The 24310-nt window shown below is 61.3% G+C and carries 16 protein-coding genes; 7 read left to right on the plus strand and 9 right to left on the minus strand.

Going from position 1 to position 24310, the window contains the following annotated elements; genetic code table 11:
* The first annotated feature begins 170 nt into the window (after positions 1–170).
* Entirely contained in the window at positions 171–1907 is a 1737-nt protein-coding gene (locus tag QMK52_RS23620) for an IlvD/Edd family dehydratase (protein ID WP_005787482.1), read from the plus strand.
* 48 nt (positions 1908–1955) lie between these two features.
* Positions 1956–2678, plus strand: coding sequence for a FadR/GntR family transcriptional regulator (locus QMK52_RS23625; RefSeq protein ID WP_005787481.1), 723 nt, complete (start codon positions 1956–1958; stop codon positions 2676–2678).
* 16 nt (positions 2679–2694) lie between these two features.
* Here the strand turns inward: QMK52_RS23625 and QMK52_RS23630 are convergent, their stop codons facing one another.
* From QMK52_RS23630 to QMK52_RS23640, 3 genes are all read right to left on the minus strand, one after another.
* On the minus strand, positions 2695–3345 hold the full coding sequence (locus QMK52_RS23630) for a hypothetical protein (protein ID WP_194440495.1): 651 nt from the start codon (positions 3343–3345) through the stop codon (positions 2695–2697).
* A gap of 189 nt (positions 3346–3534) precedes the next feature.
* Complete coding sequence (locus tag QMK52_RS23635) at positions 3535–5670, minus strand: TonB-dependent receptor (RefSeq protein ID WP_320403512.1); 2136 nt, start codon at positions 5668–5670, stop codon at positions 3535–3537.
* 204 nt (positions 5671–5874) lie between these two features.
* Positions 5875–6966, minus strand: a complete 1092-nt coding sequence (locus QMK52_RS23640; RefSeq protein ID WP_005787474.1) for an NADH:flavin oxidoreductase/NADH oxidase — start codon at positions 6964–6966, stop codon at positions 5875–5877.
* 91 nt (positions 6967–7057) lie between these two features.
* Here QMK52_RS23640 and QMK52_RS23645 point away from each other — a divergent pair, with 91 nt between their 5' ends.
* A complete protein-coding gene (locus QMK52_RS23645; protein WP_005787473.1) occupies positions 7058–7357 on the plus strand; it encodes an ArsR/SmtB family transcription factor in 300 nt (99 codons plus the stop codon).
* 15 nt (positions 7358–7372) lie between these two features.
* On the opposite strand, the gene QMK52_RS23650 is transcribed toward QMK52_RS23645, so the two are convergent.
* Together QMK52_RS23650 and QMK52_RS23655 are read right to left on the minus strand one after the other, a co-directional pair.
* Positions 7373–8401 carry a GGDEF domain-containing protein gene (locus tag QMK52_RS23650; RefSeq protein WP_194440491.1) on the minus strand — a complete coding sequence of 343 codons (1029 nt, stop codon included), beginning with the start codon at positions 8399–8401 and terminating at the stop codon, positions 7373–7375.
* A 2-nt stretch (positions 8402–8403) separates the two neighbouring features.
* Positions 8404–9255 (minus strand): hypothetical protein, encoded by an 852-nt coding sequence (locus QMK52_RS23655; protein ID WP_228309729.1) that lies wholly within the window; start codon positions 9253–9255, stop codon positions 8404–8406.
* Positions 9256–9586: 331 nt separating this feature from the next.
* On the opposite strand from QMK52_RS23655, the gene QMK52_RS23660 reads away from it, so the two are divergent.
* The 3 genes from QMK52_RS23660 (at position 9587) to QMK52_RS23670 (ending at position 14283) form a co-directional block, all read left to right on the plus strand.
* Positions 9587–10462 (plus strand): bestrophin family protein, encoded by an 876-nt coding sequence (locus tag QMK52_RS23660; protein WP_005787467.1) that lies wholly within the window; start codon positions 9587–9589, stop codon positions 10460–10462.
* 114 nt (positions 10463–10576) lie between these two features.
* Positions 10577–12985 carry a glucose/quinate/shikimate family membrane-bound PQQ-dependent dehydrogenase gene (locus QMK52_RS23665; RefSeq protein ID WP_320403513.1) on the plus strand — a complete coding sequence of 803 codons (2409 nt, stop codon included), beginning with the start codon at positions 10577–10579 and terminating at the stop codon, positions 12983–12985.
* 53 nt (positions 12986–13038) lie between these two features.
* Positions 13039–14283, plus strand: coding sequence for a carbohydrate porin (locus tag QMK52_RS23670; RefSeq protein ID WP_005787463.1), 1245 nt, complete (start codon positions 13039–13041; stop codon positions 14281–14283).
* Here QMK52_RS23670 and QMK52_RS23675 read toward each other — a convergent pair whose 3' ends face one another.
* The gene (locus QMK52_RS23675) at positions 14284–15267 is read right to left on the minus strand and encodes a helix-turn-helix domain-containing protein (protein WP_157264151.1); all 984 of its coding nucleotides are present in this window, start codon (positions 15265–15267) and stop codon (positions 14284–14286) included.
* A 229-nt stretch (positions 15268–15496) separates the two neighbouring features.
* Between QMK52_RS23675 and QMK52_RS23680 the strand changes: the two genes are divergently transcribed.
* Positions 15497–17554, plus strand: coding sequence for a TonB-dependent receptor (locus QMK52_RS23680; protein ID WP_232289420.1), 2058 nt, complete (start codon positions 15497–15499; stop codon positions 17552–17554).
* Between the two features lie 539 nt (positions 17555–18093).
* Here the strand turns inward: QMK52_RS23680 and QMK52_RS23685 are convergent.
* From QMK52_RS23685 to QMK52_RS23695, 3 genes are read right to left on the minus strand one after another with little or no spacing between them, the layout of a single operon-like run.
* Complete coding sequence (locus QMK52_RS23685; protein ID WP_320403514.1) at positions 18094–20241, minus strand: TonB-dependent receptor; 2148 nt, start codon at positions 20239–20241, stop codon at positions 18094–18096.
* A gap of 33 nt (positions 20242–20274) precedes the next feature.
* Positions 20275–23337, minus strand: coding sequence for a hypothetical protein (locus QMK52_RS23690; protein WP_320403515.1), 3063 nt, complete (start codon positions 23335–23337; stop codon positions 20275–20277).
* The gene (locus tag QMK52_RS23695) at positions 23334–24218 is read right to left on the minus strand and encodes an ABC transporter ATP-binding protein (protein ID WP_320403516.1); all 885 of its coding nucleotides are present in this window, start codon (positions 24216–24218) and stop codon (positions 23334–23336) included. Before QMK52_RS23695 ends, QMK52_RS23690 begins: the two co-directional genes overlap by 4 nt.
* Between the last annotated feature and the right edge of the window lie 92 nt (positions 24219–24310).

A 24310-nucleotide genomic window follows, 5' to 3' on the forward strand; every position in this document is an offset into this window, starting at 1 on the left:
TTTTTATAGAAGCTCGGGGGACGCCTCTCGCGAAATCCGCCAGGGTCATACCTCAGTTGAGAAAGACTATATAGTAGGACTATTTACAAAACAACACTTCCAAAGCAGCGATTTTGCGCTTATGTTTAAGCACGCATAGAACATATAGTCATACAATAAGAGAATCGATCATGCCTGACAAAAAGCCCGGCCTACGCTCCGCCCAGTGGTTTGGTACCGCCGACAAAAACGGCTTCATGTACCGCAGCTGGATGAAGAACCAGGGCATTGCCGACCACCAGTTCCATGGCAAGCCGATCATCGGCATCTGTAACACCTGGTCGGAGCTGACCCCGTGCAACGCGCATTTCCGCCAGATCGCCGAGCACGTCAAGCGCGGCGTGATCGAGGCCGGTGGCTTCCCGGTGGAGTTCCCGGTGTTCTCCAACGGCGAATCCAACCTGCGCCCTACCGCGATGCTGACCCGCAACCTGGCAAGCATGGATGTGGAAGAAGCGATTCGCGGCAACCCGATTGACGGTGTGGTACTGCTGACCGGCTGCGACAAAACCACCCCGGCGTTGCTGATGGGCGCTGCCAGTTGCGACGTGCCGGCTATCGTGGTCACCGGCGGGCCGATGCTCAATGGCAAACACAAGGGCCAGGACATCGGCTCGGGCACGGTGGTGTGGCAGCTCAGCGAACAGGTCAAGGCCGGCACCATCACCCTGGATGACTTCCTCGCGGCCGAAGGCGGCATGTCGCGCTCGGCAGGCACCTGCAACACCATGGGCACCGCCTCGACCATGGCGTGCATGGCCGAGGCACTGGGCACGTCCCTGCCCCACAACGCGGCGATCCCGGCGGTGGATGCGCGGCGATATGTGCTGGCGCACATGTCCGGTATGCGTGCGGTCGAGATGGTGCGCGAAGACTTGAAGTTGTCGAAGATCCTCACCAAAGAAGCGTTTGAAAACGCGATTCGCGTGAACGCGGCCATCGGCGGTTCGACCAACGCGGTGATTCACCTTAAAGCCATCGCCGGGCGCATCGGCGTGGAGCTGGACCTGGATGACTGGACCCGCATCGGCCGTGGCATGCCGACCATCGTCGACCTGCAACCCTCGGGGCGCTTCCTGATGGAAGAGTTCTACTACGCCGGCGGCCTGCCTGCCGTGCTGCGTCGCCTGGGAGAGGCCAACCTGATCCCCCACCCGAACGCCTTGACCGTCAACGGCAAGTCCCTGGGCGAGAACACCAAGGACTCGCCGATCTACGGCCAGGACGAAGTGATCCGCACCCTCGACAACCCGATTCGCGCCGACGGCGGCATCTGCGTGCTGCGCGGCAATCTGGCGCCGTTGGGTGCGGTGCTCAAGCCGTCTGCCGCCAGCGCCGAACTGATGCAACACCGTGGCCGTGCGGTGGTGTTCGAAAACTTCGACATGTACAAGGCGCGCATCAATGATCCGGAGCTGGACGTGGACGCCAACTCGATCCTGGTCATGAAGAACTGCGGCCCCAAGGGTTACCCAGGCATGGCCGAGGTCGGCAACATGGGACTGCCGGCCAAGCTGCTGGCCCAGGGCGTTACCGACATGGTGCGCATTTCCGATGCGCGCATGAGCGGCACCGCCTACGGCACGGTGGTCTTGCACGTGGCACCGGAAGCCGCTGCCGGCGGGCCGTTGGCGGCCGTGAAGGAAGGTGACTGGATTGAACTCGACTGCGCCAATGGCCGCCTGCACCTGGACATCCCCGACGCCGAGCTGGCAGCGCGCATGGCTGATCTGGCGCCACCGCAAAAGCTGATCGTCGGTGGCTATCGCCAACTGTACATCGACCATGTGCTGCAAGCCGACCAGGGCTGCGACTTTGACTTCCTGGTGGGCTGTCGCGGAGCGGAAGTCCCACGGCATTCCCACTAATTGGGATGCTATGATGCGGCGAATTCAAGCCAGAGCCTGCCCGTCGTTATGGATCACCAGCCGCCCAAGCCGCGCAAGAGCCAGCATGCCCAGATCGTTCAGGACCTGGGCATGCACATCGTTTCCGGTCGCTTCAAGCCCGAAGAACGGCTGCCCATGGAAGCCACGCTGTGCGAGGAATACCAGGTCAGCCGTTCGGTGTTGCGCGAGGCGACGCGGGTGCTCAGCGCCAAGGGCCTGGTGTATTCCAAGCCACGGGTGGGTGCGGTGGTACGGCCACGCTTGAAATGGCACCTGCTCGACCCAGATGTGCTGTCCTGGTTGATGCAGTCCACGCCCCACAGTGAGTTCTTCAATACGCTGGCCGGGGTGCGCCGCATCCTCGAACCGGAAATCGCCGCCATGGCCGCAACCACCGCCACCGATGAAGACATCGCCATCATCGAACAAGCCTACCAGGGCATGGAAACCGCCAAGACCCACGAGGACCTGTTGCAGGCCGACCTGGACTTCCACCGCGCGATTGCCGACGCCACCCGCAACGACCTGCTCGCCTATATGTGCAACATGCTCTCGTTGCCGCTGCGCGAGTCGATCAATATCACCAACCGCCGCCCGGATATCCAGGGCCTGAGCCTGCCCCGGCACAAGGCAATCCTCACCGCGATCCAGAACCGCGATGCGCTGGGCGCAAGGCATGCCTCGCTGGTACAACTGGATGACACGCGGGTGGCGCTGGATACGGTGATGAATGTGTTGACGCCGTTGTAACCCAACCCCGTCGCACTCACTCCTGATTGTTATTGTTGGCTCTGGGGCAGGTGTTATCGCCCTCTTTTTTCAGCGCCAGCACCGCCTGGCGCTCGGACAACAAGTGGGTGATAGCCCCGCCGATAGCGGCGGAAATCAGCGCCAGGGCCTCTTTGGGCAGATTGATCGCCGCCCACGTCAAGCCGCCGATCAGCAGGATGACAAACAGGATATTGAAACGTGACACGCCCAGTTTGATTGAGCGGACAATATCGGAGGTGTCCTGCATTTTTTCGAAGCGTTTAAGGTCTTCGAACTTACGCACCGATTCCAGCGTTTCCAGATAGTGGGTTTCGGCCCGTTTCAATTTCTTGATCACGTCGGCTTCGAGCATGACCTCCTCTATCTCGATCCTGACCAGGCTGATATTGGCACCTGGCCGGCCGAGGATTTCGGAGCTCAACGAACTTTCGGCAAGCTCGGCCAATAGATAAGTGTACGAAGTCTCGCTGATCTCCTTGCCATACTTTTGCAGGGCCGAGGTGTAGCACTTGGTGGCGTATCGGGTGAACAGACGCTCGGCATCGTTGGTTTTTTTAATCAGTTCATCGGTTTCAATGAGGAGTTCCCGTTCCATTTTTAATATCCCTATTAAGCGTGGTTTGGAAAAATAATAAGCGCCGACCACTACGCTGACACGTTAACGGTAAACATCCCTCCATCGCCCTTCACTGTCTACTGTCAAACCTGACAGTAACGCAGCTGCAAATGTGGGAGGGGGCTTGCTCCCGATAGTGGTGTATCAGTCAAAAACATTGAGACTGACTCACCGCTATCGGGAGCAAGCCCCCTCCCACACTTAGTACTGTGTAGAGCCTTATAGCGTGTAGGAGATTCCGACCTGCACGGTGCGTGGTGCGCCTGGGTAAGCGTAGATATTGCCGAACGCGCCTTCCTCATACTCGCGGTTGAACAGGTTCTTGACGTCCAGGTTCAGACGCACCTGCTCGTTGACCTTGTAGTAACCCAGCAGGTCGACCACGGTGTAGGCGTCCATCGAGAAGGCCGTATTGGCGGTCTGGCCGGCGCGCTGGTCGACGTACTTGCCACCGGCACCCAGGCCCAGCCCTTTGAGTGCGCCGTCCTGGAACTCGTAGACGTTGAGCAGGCTGAAGCTGTTGCGCGGGATGTTCATCAAGCGGGTGCCGGAGCGCAGGGTGGTGTCGCGGGTCACTTCGGCGTCCACGTAGGCGTAGCCGCCGATCACACGCCACTCGGGTGTGAGGTTGCCTGCCACGTTGAGGTCAAATCCGCGGCTGCGTACCTGGCCGGTCGCGACACTCAGGGTATTGTCCAAAGGGTCGGTGGCCAGCACGTTTTTCTTTTCGATCTGGTAGACCGCCGCGTCGACGCTCAGTTGACGATCAAGCGCTTCCCACTTGATACCCATCTCGTAGGACTTGCCTTTCTCCGGCGCGAAACCACCGCCTTCGCGGCTGGCGCCGGTGTTGGGCTTGAACGAACGGGCGGCGTCGGCATAGACCGCGACGGTGTCGGTGAGGTCGTAGATCACGCCCACACGCGGGGTGACGGCGTTGTCGGCGGCGGTCCACGGTTTTACTCCCGCCACATAACTTTGGTAGTCATGTTCAAAACGCTCGAAACGCGCACCTGCCAAGACTTTCAGACGCTCGGTCAGTGCCACCTGGTCCTGCACGAAGGCGGCGTAGGTCTTGAGGTTTTCTTTATCGTGGGTGGGCGTGCGAGTCAGCGCCGGGCGCGTTTGGCCGTACACCGGATTGAAGATGTCGATCGGGTAAGTACCCAGGGCCGCACTGGAACGCTGGATGATCGACTTGTAGTCGTAATCCTCGTACTCGATGCCGGTAAGCAAGGTGTGCTCCAACCCGCCCGTGGAGAAGTGGCCCGTCAGGTTGAGCTGATAATCCTTGTCGGTCCACTCCAGCTTGCGGTAGTTGAAGTTGCGTTGCAGGGTACGGCCATCGGCGCCCAGGCTGCCCGGTCCGTTGGCTTCAATGGCGTTACCTTTCAAGCTGCCGTCCAACCATTGGAAACCGCCGCCCAGGGTCCAGTTGTCGTTGAGCGCGTGCTCGAAACGCAACTGGGCCATGTTGTTGTCGTTGTGCAGCTTGCCGGCATCCTTGTCGCCCCAGAACGTATCGCGCGATGGCGTGCCGCGCTGGTTGGGTAAACGCGTCAGGCCACGGTCCAGCGGGTGGTTGTTGCGCATGAAGTCGCCTTCGAAGGTCACCTTGGTGGCATCGGTGGCCTGCCAGGTGATCACCGGCGTCACGCCGTAGCGCTCGGTCTCGACATGATCGCGGAAGGTATCGCCGCCCTCGCCCACCACGTTGAGGCGATACGCCAGACGGCCCTCTTCGTCCAGAGGGCCGGAGGCATCCAGGGTGCCGCGCTTCATGCCCTGGTCATTCAACTGGCTGCCCAGGGTGACGGTGCGTTCGGCCAAGGGTTGCTTGGACACCACGTTGAACGTACCACCGGGGTCGCCACGACCGTAGAGCATGGTTGCGGGGCCGCGCAACACCTCAAGGCGTTCGATGGTGTTGGCATCCGGCATGTTCGGGTAACCCCGGTTGATCGGGAAACCATTGCGGTAGAACTCACTGGTGGTGAAGCCACGCACGGTGAAGGTGGTCAGGCCCTGGCCGCCAAAGTTGTTGGCGCGACCGACGCCGCCAGCGTAGTCGAGAGCATCTTGCAGGCGGGTTGCGCCGATATCCTCGACTACGTCTTTGGAGACAACGCTGATGGACTGCGGGGTTTCATGAATAGAGGTGTCGGTGCGCGTCGCACTGGCTGAACGGGTGGCGTGGTAGCCCTGAACCGGGCCCTGCGCCGATTCGAAATCTGCAGTAGCAGTCACATTGGTGGCTTGCAGCTCGATACTGGCTTTTTCAGCAGGGGCATCCTCTGCCCAGGTCAAAGGGGAAAACGCCTGGAGCACACAGATTGAAATCAGGGTACGACGCATGGATGTAAACCTAGTGAATGAGCCAGATGGGGCGGCAAACCTGCCAATAATTCGCCGCGCATCATATCTCAGCACATTCTCGTTTGATATCGGTTCTCATTTGTTATTTTTCGAGTATCGGCGTTGTATCGAGCGGGTACTGCAAAAACCACGGGCGAAAAAAAGCCACTCAATCGAGTGGCTCATATCACCGGCTGGCTGGCCTCAACGGTAGCGTTCCAACCAATGTGCATAAGGCGCCGGCAAGGTCCAGGAGGACTTGTCCACGCCCAACTCCTTGGCAGCAAAGTACGCCCAATGCGGATCGGCCAAGTGCGCACGCCCTACCGACACCAGGTCCAGATGACCGGCCTGCAGCGCGCCTTCGGCCAGTTGCGGAGTACCAAAGCCCCACGCCGATGTCACCGGGATACCGGCTTCACGGCGTACACGTTCAGCAATTGGCCCCATGAACGCCGGACCCCACGGGATGTTGGTGTCAGGAATCGTGAAACCGACACTGACGCTCAACAGATCCAGGCCACCGGCCTTGAAGCGGCGCGCCAACTCGATGGATTCGGTAAGCGTCTGCTCGTCGCGGCCGTCATATTCGATCACGCCAAAGCGTGCGGTCAGTGGCAGGTTTTCCGGCCAGACTTCACGTACGGCGGCCAGGGTTTCCAGGAGAAAACGGCTGCGGTTATCGAAGCTGCCACCGTAGGCATCGGTGCGCTGGTTGGAGTGCTCGGAGAAAAAGCTTTGGCCCAGGTAACCGTGGGCGAAGTGCAGTTCGATCCATTCAAAACCGGCATCGCGGGCGCGACGGGCGGCATTGACGAAGTCTTGCTGGACGCGGGCGATGTCTTCCAGGGTCATGGCACGCGGCACGTTGGGCAAATTGGCGCCGAATGCGATGGCCGACGGCGCGATAGTTTCCCAGCTGCGGGCATCGGAAGCCGGGATGTGGTCATCGCCCTCCCAGGGGCGGTTGGCGCTGGCTTTGCGGCCCGCGTGGGCGATCTGGATGCCCGGTACCGAACCTGCGGCCTTGATGGCCTTGACCATCGGCACGAACGCCTGGGCATGGGCATCGCTCCAGATACCGGCGCAGCCTGGGGTGATACGCCCCTCCGGTGCGACTGCCGTGGCCTCGACCACCAGCAGGCCGGCACCGCCCCGGGCCATGCCGGCCAGGTGCACATGGTGCCAGTCGTTGACCATGCCGTCGTCGGCCATGTATTGGCACATCGGCGGGATGGCAATGCGATTGCGCAAGGTAACGTCTTTGAGTTTGAACGGTTCGAACAATGCGGACATCAGATACTCCGAGAGAAGCGTGTGTGATTCGATAGTTCGATGGTAATCGAACTATGGTATTGAACGCTACCCCCCTGTTATGATCCGCCCCATGCGAGCCTTTAAACACCCTACCCTGCAAGAATTGACGCTTGAGCGCGTGCTGTACGCCCTCAGCGACCCCGTGCGCCTGGACATCGTGCGCTGCCTGGCCGGCGTGGCTGAAGCCAGCTGTGGTGAACTGGATGGCGGGCGACCCAAGTCCAGCATGTCCCACCACTTCAGGGTGTTACGTGATGCGGGCCTGGTACACACGCGCAATGTGGGCACCACCCATATGAATTCGTTGCGCCGTGAAGAGCTTGAGGGCCGCTTTCCAGGGTTGCTGGCGAGTGTTCTTGCGCAATCCTAGCGGGCGTTTTGCCCCTCAGGACGCAACAGGCTGCAGCAACACGCCATTAAGGTGCACGCAGTCCTTGCCATTGCGTTTGGCGCCATAGAGATTTTTGTCCGCCATCTTGAGCACCGCCGATAACTCGTCACCTGGCGCGAAGCGTGCCATGCCCGCACTGCAGGTGTAGTTGTGAGGCGCGGCAACACTTGAGCGTATGGCCTGCAACAAACCCAGCACGAACTCACGGGCGAAGGCCGGGTCATCGTCCTGCAACAACACGCCGAACTCTTCCCCGCCGATTCTTCCAAAGCTGTGGCTGCCTTTGGCGTTTTTCAGGCACACGGCCATGGCCCGCAGGATCTTGTCACCGACATCGTGACCGTACAGATCATTTTTTGCCTTGAAGCTGTCGATATCCAACATGATGAAGTAGCCAGCCTGGCCGCTGTCGAGCAACTGTTCGAAGCTTTGCATAAAAGCGCGACGGTTAAGGATCGAGGTCAAATAATCGGTTTCGGCCAAGGCGCGAAACTCGCTTTCCACCAACAGCACCGAACGCAGGTTCTTCAAATACGAGTAACTCAGGATAAAACCGATGGAGACCGAAGATGCGCAAAATATCAGCAGATAAGCCTGTGTTCCTGCATATATATCGGCCTGCATCGGCGACCATAATATGGACCAGACCAACAGGGCGCCGACCAGATAGTCCTGAACACTGATAAACAAAATTGCACTACCCACCACCAGAGTCACGGCCAGGGGCAAGCCGTAGATACGCAACTCCTGATTAAGGCCAATGACATAGGCAAACCCCACGGACAACATCACGATATAGGCCACTCCCAGCATCCGCCACAGTAGAAAGTTGGCGGTTTTGGAGTGAACCCGGCATACCAGCAACAGGCCAATGGTGACACCCAACATGGACAGGTCGAACTGCATGGCCGGATGAATCAGCCAGATACCGACCCAGGCAATGATCCCGATCCATTCCGCTTGGGTCACCGCAGGCGACAATAACCTGCGCATCCTGGGCCTTAACTTCAAGTTAGCAGGCATCCTTACGCTCCCATCTCAATAGCATGCAGGCCCAGCGCAAAAGAAAAGGCCATAAAGCGTTTTACCAGGCTGACAAAAGGCGGCAGCACTTCCAGCCGGGTCTTGGAGTGAGCTTTGAAATACCCCTTCTCGACGCCCTCCTGGACCATTCGAATAATGTGGGTCTTGGACACGGAAAGTTGCTTGGCCAAGGCCAGGTAAGACGATGATCGGAACGTGGCCCGATCATTTTCCGGCGCGAAGGCATCGTTATAAATCGCCAGCATCAACAGATGCCCGGCGTCTCTTTTCACCAACCAGTAACACTCGGGAAGCAGTACATCCACCGTGAGATCGGCGTCGAGGATAATGGCAAAGCCCTTGAAATAAAGGGACAGGAAGCCACGGTCATCCAACTCGCGCATTTGCCGGAAAATCGCCCGCTCAGGGTAAAGCCGCGCCAATGACTCGGTGAGCGAGGTCAACATCAAACGCGCTTCGCGACAGGCCTCATCCGACGGCGCGTAGACCCTGAAGCGACTGTCTTCGGGGTGCGGCGCGACGTCCATGAAGCCCAGCGCCCGCAATAACAGGAACATTGATTCCAGGCTGTTTTTTGAACAATACCTGCGCGTCACACACAGGGTCTTAACTTCCGACAATAACGGTAAGGGTGTGGCGAAGTATTCACTCAATAAGGCAAACGACACCATCAAACGGCTGTATTTAAGTGCACTCTTGTAGAAAAACGGTCTTCGGGAATAGGGCACGAGCAGCACGTGGTAATGCGCTCTCAGGCACGATTCAAAATCCTTATGACGTTCGAGCGCTTGCGCGGTATTACACATAGCCGACTTCAACGAACTGACATGCATGAAAGAGCCCTGATCATCCAACTTGATTCCACTGATCTCAGCTACGAAATCCCTGCAGCCCGGCCCCAAAACAAATCACGTGGTAAACCCTACGGTTAATGGCTTTTTGCCTCGAACGCAATGTACAGCGATTGCCGGACAAGACGTCATCAGTACCAAAGTTGTTCCAGATTGAAGTGGACCCTGTGCGCACACCTGCGCGTAACTTCTCGTTACATCCTCCGAAGCTAGTGACTGGTCGACGAATCGATTCAGCAACCGGCGAACCTTTCTCCCTTGCGTGGCGTCGTAACAGAGCATTGTTGCCAATTGCCCGCCGCGAGGTTCTCGTTTGAAAGCTGCCGTCCTGAAGAAATACCGCCTGATCATCAAGACCATGGGCTATGTGGGCTGGGCCCTGTTCTGGCTATTGCTGTGGGATGTGGCAGTAACCGTGGACTTCATGTTGTTTCTCACCACCAAGATCAACCTGCCGCTGATGCCACTGACATTGCTGGGTTCGGCGCTGGTGGTGTTGATCAGTTTTCGCAACAGCAGCGCCTATAACCGCTGGTGGGAAGCGCGCACGTTATGGGGGGCGATGGTCAATAATTCGCGCAGCTTTGCGCGCCAGGTGCTGACGCTGCTGGATGACCCCGACGGCGAAGTGAATCCGATCAAATCCACACTGCTGCGCCGCCATGTGGCGTATGTGAATTGTCTGGCCGCCCACCTCAAGGGCGAACCCTGCCCGGATGAAGTGCGAGCGTTTATCCCGGCCGAGGAATTCGCCCGCAATGGCGCGACCAACAATTTTGCCAATGACATCCTGACCGGGTCAGCGGCGTTGCTGGCCAAGGAATACAAGGCCGGCCACCTGGACAGTATTCGCCTGGCGCGGCTGGAGTCGACCCTGGTCGACCTGTCCAATGCCCAAGGCGGCATGGAGCGCATCGCCAATACGCCACTGCCCTACCCCTACGTGTATTTCCCGCGGCTGTTTATCTCGCTGTTCTGCCTGATCGTACCGGTGGGCCTGGTGGAATCCCTCGGCTGGTTTACCCCGCTGGCTTCCACGGTAGTGGGCTTTATGCTGCTGGCCATCGAGCGTATCGGCACCGACCTGCAAAGCCCGTTTCACTCCAGCGAACATCAGATCCAGATGGAGGCGATTTGCGAAACCATTGAGAAGAACCTGCAATCGATGCAGCGCGATGCGTTGGCCTGAGCCAAGGCATCATCGCCGTAGTTGTAAAAGACTATTACGAGGCACAATGTACTAACCGGTTACTTATCTTGCTAAAATCGCGTCTTTGCCCTCTCTCACTCGAGTCTATTCGACATGAAACGAGCATCGCGCGCCGCTGGCGTCTCTAGATTTCTACTCCTGGGCCTGGGCGTTGTCATCGCCCTGCTCGGCCTTGCGCTTGCCGTGGGCGGCGCCAAACTGGTCAGCCTGGGAGGTTCCTGGTACTTCCTGGCAGGTGGCGTGGCCATGGCTGTCTCCGGCCTGTTGATCGCTCGGCGCAAGCCTGCCGGGGCGTGGTGGTTTGCCGCGTTCCTCGTCGGTACGGCCGTATGGGCGGTGGCCGACGTCGGCCTGGTGTACTGGCCGCTGTTCTCGCGGCTGTTCATGTTCGCGGTGATCGGCGTGGTGGTGGCGCTGGTGTATCCATTGCTGGCCGGCAAACCGGCGCGTGGCGCTTATGCGGTCGCGGCTTTGTTGGCAGTCGGCGTGGCGGTGGCGGCAGGCAATATGTTCGTCGCTCACCCAAGCGTAGCGCCGACCGGTGCTGGCCCTGGCATCACCCCGGTAGCCGAAGCCGATGCACAGAAAGACTGGGCGCACTACGGCAACACCGAGGGCGGCAGCCGCTTCGCCGCGCTGGACCAGATCAATCGCGACAACATCGACAAACTCAAAGTCGCCTGGACCTACCACACCGGTGACGTGGCCATCAGCGACGGCAACGGCGCCGAAGACCAGCTGACGCCCTTGCAGATCGGCAACAAAGTCTTCATCTGCACCCCGCACAACAACCTGATCGCCCTGGACGCCGACACCGGCAAAGAGCTGTGGAAGAACGAGGTCAACGCCCAGTCAGCGGTGTGGCAGCGTTGCCGTGGCATGGCCTACTTCGACGCCACTGCGCCGATTGCCCAGCCGACCCAGCCCAACAGCTCGCCGATCATTGCCGCCAGCGTGCCTGCCGGTGCGCAGTGCCAGCGTCGCCTGCTGACCAACACTATTGATGCGCGCCTGATCGCCGTGGACGCCGACACCGGCAAGTTCTGCGAAGACTTCGGCACCCATGGCCAAGTGGACTTGAAAGCCGGCCTGGGTAATGTGCCGGACAGCTACTACCAACTGTCCTCGGCGCCCTTGATCGCCGGCACCACCGTCGTTGTCGGTGGCCGTGTCGCCGACAACGTGCAGACCGATATGCCAGGCGGCGTGATCCGTGGCTTTGATGTGATCAGCGGCCAGATGCGTTGGGCGTTCGACCCAGGCAACCCTGAAGACAAGCAAGCGCCGGCCGCGGGCAGCACCTATGTGCGCAGCACGCCGAACAGCTGGGCACCGATGTCCTACGACCCGCTGATGAACACCGTTTTCTTGCCGATGGGCAGCTCCTCCACCGACATTTACGGCGTGGAACGCACCCAGCTGAACCACAAATATGGCGCCTCCGTGCTGGCGCTCGACGCGTCCACCGGTGCTGAAAAGTGGGTCTACCAGACCGTCCACAATGACCTCTGGGACTTCGACCTGCCGATGCAGCCGAGCCTCATCGACTTCACTGCGCCGGGCAGCAACAAGGCAGTACCGGCCGTGGTGATCGGCACCAAGGCCGGGCAGATCTACCTGCTCGACCGCGCCACCGGCAAGCCGCTGACCGACGTGCAGGAAGTGCCGGTCAAGGCCGCGAACATTCCCAACGAACCGTACTCCCCGACCCAGCCAAAATCGGTGGGTATGCCGCAGATTGGCGCGCAGACCCTGACCGAATCGGACATGTGGGGTGCTACGCCGTACGACCAGTTGCTGTGCCGTATCGACTTCAAAGGTATGCGTTACGACGGCCTGTACACCGCACCGGGCACCGATAAATCCCTGAGCTTTCCGGGTTCGCTCGGCGGCATGAACTGGGGCAGCATCTCCACCGATCCGGTACACGGCTTTATCTTCGTCAACGACATGCGCCTGGGGCTGTGGATCCAGATGGTGCCGTCGCAAAACAAGGCCCAGGCTTCTTCCGGTGGTGAAGCACTGAACACCGGTATGGGCGCCGTGCCGCTCAAGGGCACGCCTTACGCGGTCAACAAGAACCGCTTCCTGTCGGTGGCCGGCATTCCCTGCCAGGCACCGCCATTCGGCACCTTGACCGCCATCGACATGAAGACGCAAAAAGTTGCTTGGCAAGTGCCGGTGGGCACGGTTGAAGACACCGGCCCCCTGGGCATCCGCATGCACCTGCCAATCAAAGTCGGCCTGCCGACACTGGGCGGCACGTTGTCCACCCAAGGCGGCCTGATCTTTATCGCCGGCACCCAGGACTTCTACCTGCGCGCCTTCAACAGTGGCAACGGTGACGAAATCTGGAAAGCCCGTTTGCCGGTCGGCAGCCAGGGTGGCCCGATGACCTACGTGTCGCCAAAAACCGGCAAGCAGTACATCGTCGTCACCGCCGGCGGCGCGCGCCAGTCCACCGACCGTGGCGACTACGTGATCGCCTACGCCCTGCCGTAACCCCCTCTGTTCGCGCGGTGCTCCCGCACCGCGCTTTGCGTTTGGAACCCCGCATGAACCCTACTTCTCATACCTCCCTTGGGCGCCTGGTGCTCGGCCTGGCGTTGACTGCTGCCCTGCCCGTTCAAGCCGACGACACCACCCTGACCGGCGACTGGGGCGGCCTGCGCCGTGAACTCGACGCACAAGGCATCCGCTTTACCGGCGACTACAGTGGCGAAACCGCTTACAACGCCCACGGCGGCCAGCATCGCTCGGCGCGCTATTCGCAAAACCTCAAGCTCGGCGTGCAGTTCGACCTGGGCAAGCTTTACGGTTTCAACAACGGCGACCGCATCCAGCTGACCATCAACGACCGGCGCGGCAACAGCGCTTCCGAAGACCTGGTGGGCAACCGCCTGCCGATCCAGGAAAACTACGGCGGCCTCTACACGCGCCTCACCGAGTTGAGCTACGAGCGCACGCTGTTCACCCCCGCACTCAACGTCAAGCTCGGCTACATGGCCATGGGCAATGACCTCGGCGGCCTGGACAGCGGCATTCTGTGCAACTTCATGAACGCCGGTTTCTGCGGGCATCCGCTGAACATGTCGGGCGGCAGTGGATGGGCCAACTACCCGAATGCGCACCTGGGCGCGCGGGTGAAATATGACTTTTCGCCAAACTGGCAACTGCGGGTGGCGGCGTTCAACGTCGACCCTTCCAGCAATGGCAACTCCAGCCGCGCCTGGCACCTGGGGCCCAAGCACACCACCGGCACCGTGGTGCCCATCGAGCTGATCTACAAGCACGCGGGCAGCCTGCCGGGTGAATACAAACTCGGTTATTACTACGACAGTTCCGATGTAAAACGCATTGGCAGCAACAAGGACGTCAGCGGCCGCGGCGGTCACTACCTGTTGATCGACCAGGCGGTGTGGGCCTCCCGATCCTCCCAAGGCCGCAGCTTGCACGCCTTCGGCCAATACTCTGCCGCCAGCGAAGCAGCCTCGCCGTTCACCAAGTGGTATGGCGCGGGGCTGGTGCTGTACAAACCGTTCGACAGTCGCCCACGGGATACCGTCGCCCTCGGTTATGGCCGTGCAGTGCCCAACCCGCGCAGCCGGGATAATGCGGATGCGGCCTACGCCAACCTGGACAACGCTGAACAGCTGATCGAACTCAGCTACGGCTACCAGGCCACACCGTGGCTGACCTTGCGCCCGGACGTGCAATACATCATCGAGCCGGGGGCGTTTTCCGCACAGAACATCGACAACGCGCTGGTGCTGGGAATGCAGGTGAAGGCGACCTTCTAGTCAGCCGGCATCCAGGGCTCTGCCGCGCCCGCCATTTTTCAACATCGACGGATTGATCCCGAACTGCTTGCGGAACGCCGTGGCGAAATGGCTGGCGTTGGCATAACCGAGGTCCGAGGCGATGCGCATCACCGATTCATTGCCGCTCATCAAGCGGCTGCGCGCCTGGATCATGCGCGTCTGCTGGAACACGCCATAGACGCTGTTGGAGAACAGTTGGCGAAACCCGCGGGTGAGCTTGGGCTGGCTCAAGCCGGATTCACGGGCCAACTCCGACAGGCTTGGCGCCTTGCCCAGGTCTTCCAGCAAACGATCGCGGGCCCGCACCAGACGCTGGCGGTCGGTGTGGCTGACGCGGCAGGTGCATTCGCCATCCTGGCGCGCTTCGAGGAACAGACTGACCAGTGTGACACTTTGCCCGTACAGCCACAGGCTGCTGCGCGGCGGGGCCGATGGCAGGCTGGCGCCGTGGTCCATGGCCAGGCCGAGCATGTGCGCGGTAGCACTCATTTCACCGCTGCGATGGCCGTCGAGGAAGCAATGTTCGCAGGCCAATGCCTTGTTCAGCAGCGGGTCGAGCTTTAATTCCCACTGGGCCAGCAACTCGGGGCGGATCATGACGGTGATGTTGTCGATCTCGCCGTGCTGGTGATATAGGCCATGGCGGCAACGGCCAAAGCTGATGCTGCCCGCGCCCTCATCAATCACATAGCGACGTTGTCGGCGCCCATCGCGAAAGCTGCACGCGGCCTTGCCCTTTAGCAGGTTGGTGAAGCTGAAGTGAATGCATTCGCTGTCGTCTTGCAAGGGCAACTCTACCGGCTGCTCAAAGGTGCTCTGCCAACGCAGGATGTCCAGGCCCTCCTGCAGGGTCATACGCGTGACCCGGCAATGCGCTCCCGGCCCCAGATCGCTACCAAACCCTCCCGTAATGATTCGCGAGACCGGCATCGGTTCTCCTGCGCCTCCCTGAACGGCTGACATCGTAAATCTCCTGGCTGACCGGATACGGCTCGAATCAGACCACATCGGGGTAGAACTCTGCAATTGATAATTATTAGCATTTGGCGTACCGCACGTGCCAAGCCAGATTGCTGCTGCCCCTGAGCAACGCACGCCGATCAGAACTCTCAGTCAAGGTCCCATCATGTCTGCACGATGCAACACGGCGGCTACCCGTCAATCTTGCTACAAATGTAATAGTATAACAATAGTGATTGCTTTGACACTGACCCCTCCTGCCTTCGCCGCCACCCTCAGCGAACCCCTGCAACTGCCCGCCTCCACGGTAACGGCGCGCATGGCCCAGGAAGATTCCAAGGAAGTGCCGATCAGCGTCAGTGTGGTCGATGGCGAACAACTGCGTACCCAACGCCTCGATACCCTGGAAAGCGCCCTGCGCAATACCTCAGGGGTCAGCGTCAATTCTTCCGGCGGGCCCAACGACTTCAACGTGTTGATCCGCGGTGTCGGTTCGCTTTACCAGATGTCCATGGACGACAGTTCGGTCGCATTCAATATCGACGGCGTACCTGTGTCGTCGCGCAGCCTGGGGTTCGGCACCCTCGATGTCGACCGCATCGAAGTGCTCAAGGGGCCGCAGGGCACACTGTCCGGCGCAATCGGCCAGGCCGGTGCCGTGAATATCACCACCCGTCAACCCAGCCGGGAACTCGAAGGTTATGTGCGTGGTGAAGTCGGCCAGAAAGGCCAGTTCCTCACCGAAGGCGCCATTGGCGGACCGCTCAGTGACAGCCTCAGCGGCCGCCTGGCGGTGCGACGTGCCGGCTACGACAGCTGGATCGACAACGACCAGACCCATAACCCCATTACCAAACCGCGCAACGAAGCCTATCGCGCCAGCTTGTTGTGGGACCTCAACGATGACACCCACGTACTGTTCAGCGCCGAACGCCAGCAGACCGAACGCGCCACCAATTCCCTGGTACTGCGCCCCTACGGCAGCCACCCGAGCCTGGATCTGACGCCCGGCCTGTTCGACGACAACGACAAGACCACCGAGCGCTACACGATCAAGGTCGACCACGACTTCGCCAACAGCCGGCTGACCTCCACCACCGCCACTGGCACGGCCGACTTCACCGGCTTGATCGCCTACGACAGCAAGCTGATGGGTGCCCTCTATGGCACGCCCGGTGAGTTCTGGGTGGTCGATAAATCCTTCGAGCGCAGCTGGAGCCAGGATATACACTTGGGCTCATTGCCCGATTCCGACGTGTTCTGGGTCGCCGGCGTCGCCGCCAGCCGCAATGAACGCAGCTACGACACCCCACGCAACACCTACGGCACCTCCGGCGCCAAGTTCCGCGACTTCACTACCACCACCTACGCAGGCTACGGCGAAGTGACTGTCCCGCTCACCGAGCGCCTGAAACTCACCACCGGCTACCGCCATTCCTGGGACCGCAAGACCTACGACGGCCAATACTTCTCAGGCTCGAGCACCGTGGACGACTCGCGCACACTCACCGACCACTACGGCACCGGCCGCGTCGCCCTGAGTTATGCGATCACCCCACAGACCAACGTCTACGTGCAATTGGCGAGAGGGTATAAATCCGGCGGGTTCAATGATTATGCCTCCCAGGTCAGCGACAGCGAACCCTACAAGGCCGCCGTCAGCAAGGCCGTCGAACTGGGCTTCAAGAGCGAGACCGACGACCGTCGCGGCAGCCTCAACGGCGCGCTGTTCTACACCCGCGTGCACGATGATCACTTGCTTGGCTACGACGCGGCGACCTTCGCCACCAACGCCTTCAACGCCGACACCCGCACCCGCGGCGCCGAACTGGAAGGTAGCTGGCGCTTCGACTACGGCCTGACCCTGGCAGCCAGCGCGACCTACCTCGATGCCAAGATCACCAGCGGTGTGCAAGGCATCCAGGCTGGCGACGTCGCCGCCGGCAACCGTACCCCGGATGTACCACGTTGGAGCGGCAACTTTAACGCAAGCTGGAAACATCCTTTGGGCAGCCTCGCCAGCCTCGGCGAAACCACCCTCAACACCAGCCTCAACTACCACCTGGTGGGCGAACGCGCGGCCGATCCGCAGAATCACTTCAATCTGGATAACTATGAAAAGCTTGACCTGAGGGCGGGGCTGGAGAGCAAGTTTGGCGAGGTGTATGCGTTTGCCGACAACCTGTTGAACCAGACGTATGACACCTATGGTTTCTACAGTGACCCGGTGGCCTATGGTGGGCCGTCGCGGCGGCGGACGGTGGGCGTGGGCTATACCTATCAATTCTGAACCGACGCGATTCGGCCGGCTGTCCTGAGTTCAAATGTGCGAGGGGGCTTGCTCCCGATGGCGGTGGATCAGTCACAGATGTCCTGACTGACACTCCCCCATCGGGGCATGGGTATCTACACAGCTGTGTAGCAGCCGACGGTAACCACGATGCGCAGCGAGCCGCTCTCGTTCTTGATCTGCTTTTGATCTTGATCTCAGGCACCCCGTTAAACCACCCTGGCCGGAATTCGACAGGGATTTGGGGGGTAAACCGGCAGGGATGCCGATTTAGCCGCCCCGCGCCATGGATGGCGCGTGGCGGCGGCCCCCTAAATGCATGTCGGATTACGGGCACACCGAGCCTAAGCGAGGTGCCGAGTGGTGGGGCAAGAGCGTTTGGTTACTTTGCGCTTTTCAAAGTGACCCGCTGTAAAAGCGGAACCAATAGTGGCCGTTACCTAAATAATGGATATGTACTCGGTCTGATCCAACATCCTGGTCAACTGTCAGGTCGCCAGCGGGAGCAAGCCCCTCCCACATTGCACCCAGTGGCTGCCTCAGAACTGATAGCTATACCCCACCCCCGCCGAACGCCCGCGCCCCGGCATCCCGGTCAGCACCGTATCAGTGGAATACGAGCCATACAGGTCATACTGCGCATCCAGCAAGTTATCACCCCACAGATATACTTCCGACCCCCCACTCTCTACTCCAAGGTGCAAGTCCAGCTTGGCATACCCCTTGAGGTCGTAGTGGTTCTGCGGATCCGCCGGGCGGTTTTTCTGGATGCGATAATTGAGCAAGGTATTCAAGCGCGGCGCCGGCAAGCCCAACAGTTCGCCCAGGGGTTTCTTCCAGGCCACGCTGAAGTTGCCACTCCACAACGGCACATCCGGCACGCGGCTGCCCTTGGCCACATCACCACCGGACACACCTGGCGCATCCGAGGTGACCACCGCGTTGGTGTAGCTGATGGCGCTGCCCAGGGTCAGTTCATCGGTGACATGCCAGGTGCTCGACAACTCGGCGCCTTTGCTGCGGGTATCAGCATTCACTGCGCTGACTGCCAGGGACGTGAAGTCATAACCCAGCAAGTGATCATCCTGCACACGCGTAATGAACAACGCGCCCTCCAGGCTCAGTGCACCGCCTTCGCTTTCATGCTTGAAGCCGACCTCGGCGGAGTTCACCTTGGCTGCCTTGTAGGGTTCGCTGTCCCTGATCGAGGTGGCGTAGTCGTTGAACCCGGCTGACTTGTAACCCCGCGACAGCACCGCATACAGGTTGGTCTGCGGTGTCCACGCGTAGCTCAGGGCCACGCGCCCGGTGTTGTAGTCGTCCTGCAAGCGTCGGCTGTCGCTGACCAGCTTGCCGCCACCGCTGTAGTCGGCGCCGTAGGTCTTGCGGTCCCAGGTGTGGCGCAGGCCGGTGGTGAGTTTCCAGTCTTCGGCAATCGGGAAGGTGACTTCGCCGTAGGCGGCATAACTGTTGGTGGTGAAGTCGCGCAACTGCTTCGCGCCGTTGGTGAAGTTGTTGGAGTCAAAGCTGCGCTCGGAGCGCGACAGGTTCACCCCGGTCACCCAGAACACCTCGGCATCCGCCAGCGAACCCAGGCGCAGGTCCTGGCTCCAGACCCGCTCGTGGGCCGAGTCTTCGATCAGGTATTCAAACGGTTGACCATACAGCGCCTGGGTGATGTTGCGGTCATAACCCTTGACCGCATTGAAGTCGGTGCTGGTGTAGGCGCTGATCGAGGTGATCCGGGCCTGGGCCAGGTCATGGTTGAGCTCGAAGGAATAACGCTCGTTGGTCTTCTTGTTGCCGTTGAACGTACCCGGGGTGTAATCGAGGCTAGGGCGATTGCCGAACGGGCGCAGGATCTCCGAGCCGGCATAATGATCGGCGCGCTGGCGCTCGACGGTCAGCAGGCCGGTGGTGCCTTCATCGTTGTCCCACAACAGGCTGCCGCGCAATGCCAGGTCGCGGGGTTTGGTCAGGGGGTCGCCATCCTGCTGGTCATCGACCCAGTTATCAAAGCCGCTGCGCCGCACGGCAAGTCGCCCGGCCAGGGACTCGGTCAGCGGCCCGCCTACCGCGCCCTCGGTCATGAACTGGCCCTGATTGCCCACCTCGCCGCGCACATAGCCTTCCAACTCACGGGTGGGTTTGCGGGTGGTGACGTTAATCGCGCCGGCCTCGCTGTTACGTCCGAACAGCGTGCCTTGCGGCCCCTTGAGCACTTCCACTTGCTGCACGTCGAGGGTGGCCATTGCCGCGTTGCGCACTGACATCGGCACGCCGTCCACGTTCAGCACCACCGAGCCGTCATCCATGCTCATCTGGTTCAGCGAGCCGACCCCGCGGATGCGCACGTTGGCATCGTTGGCGCCGCCCCAGGAGTTCACATCCACCCCCGGCGTGGTACGCAAGGCATCTTCCAGGGTGCGTAACCGCCGGGTCTCAAGCGTTTTCCCATCAAGCACCGAGAGACCGAATGGAATGTCCTTGGCACTTTCCTGGTTCAACCGCGCACTGACTGTCACCGGCGCCAGCTCGATGGTCTCGCTACTGGCGGCGGGTTGATAGTCAGCAGCATAGGCCGTGCACATCTGGCTGGACAAGGTCAGCGCCATGGCTTGGGTCAATACGTTGGCGCGCCAACCGAAAGGACGACGCAGCGGCTGGATAGACAGTTCAGATGACATGGCAAAGCTCCAAAAGACAGGGATGATTCAACTTCATTGCACAGGCCCCCAGCGCTTGAGCGCGGCGGCAATCACAGGATCAGAGGGCGCGCCCAGCAGGCCCTGGATCGCGGTTGGCCATCCCTGGCCGTTACGGACATCGGCGGTCAGCGCCGTGAGCTGTTCCGGAGTTTGCCCGGCGACCCAGTCAAGGCTGACCAGTGCGGCATAACTGGCGGCCCACCCCTGTTCGCGGGCATCGGCCAGGGTGCCGACGGGCTCACCGTCATTGCCCAGGGCACGAGTCAGGTCGTCGGCCATCAGCTTGACCAGCGCTGCACGGGCATCAGCACCGTCGATGTCCTCCACACACAGCAGGCCCAGCGCACCTGCCACACCCTGGCTGAGCCACAGGTAGCCGGGGGTTTGGCGCAGGTTGCTCGCCTCGACCAGCGATTGGCGGGCAAGCAGTTCGGCGATATGGGCACGGCGCGTCCAGCGCCCGACGCCTACCGGCGCCACGTCCCAATTGGGTGACTGGCCAAGCAGTAAATGGCCATGACTCAGACGGCTGGCACCCATGCCGACAGGCCACTGGCTCAGTTGTTCGACGCCGGGACGGCTACCCAGGCGCCGCGCCACACAGGCGCTCATCGCGCCCAGGTCCTCCTGCACTTCACGGGCGGTATGCTCGCGGCTGATATCCTTCTGAGCCGACGTGGCATAGGCAAAGTCCAGCGGCCCCTCACTGCTGCCGCTAAAGGCCTGGCCATCGACCTCAAGCTGCCATTGCCAATGCCCGGCCGGTGCGACGGCATCCACCGCCACCGCAGCGCCCATCGGCAACCGGGGCACCGCTGTCGGCAACCCGGCTTCGCTGCGCTGGGCCGGTGCCCGCAACAATCGCTCGCTGTCCAGGCCCAAGCGTGGCACCACACGGTGCGCTTGCAGCCACACACCCTGAGGCCCAAGCCAGAATGCTTCACCTTCGGCAGGCCAGCCGTCAGCACTCACCGTCCAGTTCAACACCACCTGACAACCGCTTGCTGCGCACCCCTCCAACGGCACCCGCAGGTGCTCGGTGGCGTGTTCAAACACAACGGGGCGCCCCATCACGCTGACCGCGGTCACCTGCATCCCCGGTGGCAACTCGGCATCGAGGCCGGTAGTGAGCACCCCATCCAACGTCCACTGCCCCACCACCTGCCGGGCGGCCGAATCGACCTGCACCTGCAACTGCCCGCCCGCCACCTGCCAGGCACTCGCCCCGGGCAGCCAGCGCCGCTCCCAATCGGCGCGTTCAGCGCGCTGCTCGGCGACAGACTGGTAATCGCCCTGCTCCACCAGATGCCGCTGCAACAACACGCCGCTGCCAAGCAAGCCGACAGCACCCAGAGCCAGCAACACACCGGGCAAGCCGAGCAAACCGCGGCGCACGTCGCTCAATCGACGACGCTCCGGCCCACGGGGCAAGGCCAGTGCCGCGATCGCGAGCATGACCAGGCAACCGGCCAGTTTCCAACCGGCCAAGGTCGTCAGAAACGCCAGCCACGGCGCCCAACCGGTCAGCAGCGACACGCCCACATGCGCAGGAATCGCCATGGCATAGGCCGGATAGGTGACCAGGCCCAACTCATGGTTGAGTACCAGAAAAAACGTCAGCAGCATCGAGGTGGCATACGCCAGCCCGGATCGGCGGATCAGCGCATGCACCAGCACTGTGAGCATCGCCAGCTCCACCAATGGAGGCGCGAACACCAACGCCTGATACACCAGCACAAAGCCCGGCGCCAGGCTATCGGGCGCGGCAATCGCACTGATCAGCAAGCTGGCCAGGCCCGGCACCAGCGCAAGCGTCAGGGTCGCCAGCAGCACACAAGCCACCCGCCCCAGCAATCGCAACCACGCCGGGGCCGCAGTTGCCTGCAACATAGCGCCAAACCCTTCGACGTCATCGCGCCGGCACACCAGCCCAACCAGCGCCGCTACGATAAAGGCGATCACCAGGAACAACGCACTCGACAACAACGGCAGGGTCAGGTCCGCCCGGGGCACCATCGGCCCCCGCGCATGCCACACGCCGTGGACAAAGCCACTGAGCACGCCCATCACCAACAGCAAGCCGAGCGCCACCCACCAGAGGCGCCGGGCAAACAGCTGGCGTACCTGCCAACGTGCCTCATGCCACAGCGCGCGCGACCATTGGCTACGGGTCAGCGGGCCGGGCAAGGTCACTGCGTCTGTCAGTAACATCGGCGGCTCCGCCAGCACTGCCCCGCTGCGTTTGCCCATCAAGCCCTGGCGCGTGGTGCGGGCCAATACCGCGGCCAATAACAGCAGCGGCACAACGCACCACAACAGCCGGTTAAGCCAGAACCCCGGGGTCAAGGCCAACAGCGATTGGGATTTCTGCGCGGCGCTCCAGGTCTCGACCTGGGCCTGGGCAAAGGTGAACAACGACGGGTCCAGGCTGGCAGCCAACAGCGGGTTGATATGTCCACCCTTGAGCACCACCACGGCAAACATCCACAGCAGCATCAACACCGTCGCCAACCCAAACGGTGCCGCCAGGCCACGGCTGCGCAAGGCCAGCAGGTAATACAAGGCCCCAACCCCGGTGCTGACCGGCAACAGCAACGCAACCCAGGCAAACCCCAGCGCCGACCACATCGGTGCACCGATACTCGCGGCCGGCACCCAGCCGAGCCAGCCCAGTACCGGGCTGACCAGAAAGCCCACGATCAGCGAACCGGCGAGCAAGCCACCCACCAGCGCCGCGCCGATAAAGCGCCCCCACAGCAGCGCCGGCAGCGACAGCGGCAAGGCCAGCAGCACCTCTTCCAATTGCGCCTTGCGGTCGCGCAGTGCCGGTTGGGCGAACACCCAGGCCCAGGCGAAAAACAGGAAAAACATGCAACCGCACGACATCAGGTAGATCAGGCTCGGCGCATTGCGTGCGATGTCGCTGGCGCCCATTTTCTGCACATAGTCGGCATTGGTCAGGGACATCAGCAAATAGCCGGTGAGGCCCAGGAACACCAGGAGTGGAATGCCGCTGCGCAGTCCGGCGCGCACTTGCACCCAGGCCTCGCGCATCAAGAGAGCAAAGGTATTCATGCCGCGACTGCCTCGCCAGCCTGGGCCAGCGCCAGGTAATAGATGTCTTCCAGGCGCGGCGCGTGGGGCCTGAAGCGCGGGTCAGCCGGACGTTCGCCGTGCACGATCACGCGGCTGCCGTCGGGGCTCGCCGCCACATGCAAGGCGTCGGGCAGCGGCTCACCACGGCCGAACGACGCCTCCCATAAACGGCCCTGCTCAGCATCGAGCAAATCCGCCGGGCGCCCTTCGACAATAATCTGCCCAGCGGCCAGCACCGCCAGGCGGCTGCACAGGTTCTCGACGTCTTCAACGATATGGGTCGAAAGCAACACGATGGACTCGGCCGCCACATCCGCCAACACCCGGTGAAAACGGTTGCGCTCGGCCGGGTCGAGACCGGCGGTCGGCTCATCGACGATCAGCAAGCGCGGCGAGCCGATCAAGGCCATGGCAATGCCGAAGCGACGCAACATGCCGCCCGAATACGTGGCCAACGCCCGGTGCGCGGCTTCCTGCAGGTTGACCTTGGCCAGCAAGCCCTCGACTTCCTCGCGGCGCTGGCGAGTGTCGGTACGCCCCTTGAGCCAGGCAAACCGATCAAGCAAATCCCGTGCACTCACTCCCGGATACGCCCCCAGCTGCTGTGGCAAGTAACCCAGGCGACGACGCAAATGCCCGGCATCGGCCAACACATCCACACCATCCAGGTGGATGCTGCCGGCGTCCGGCTGCTGCAAGGTCGCCAGGGTGCGCATCAGGCTGCTTTTGCCCGCGCCATTGGGGCCGAGCAAACCGTACATGCCCGGCCCCACATTCAGGTCAACACCGCGCAGCGCCTCAACGCCATTGTTGTAGCGCTTGCACAAACCGCGCACCTGCAAACCCGAATCGACTGACATCCACAACTCCCTCAAGGACAAGCCCTGCAAAAGGGCGGCGAGCGACGGTAGTCAAGGGCGGCGGCGCGGCTCTACCCGATTCAAGTCATTTT

Source organism: Pseudomonas sp. P9_2, from assembly GCF_034008255.1.
Classification (GTDB): Bacteria; Pseudomonadota; Gammaproteobacteria; order Pseudomonadales; family Pseudomonadaceae; genus Aquipseudomonas; species Aquipseudomonas synxantha_A.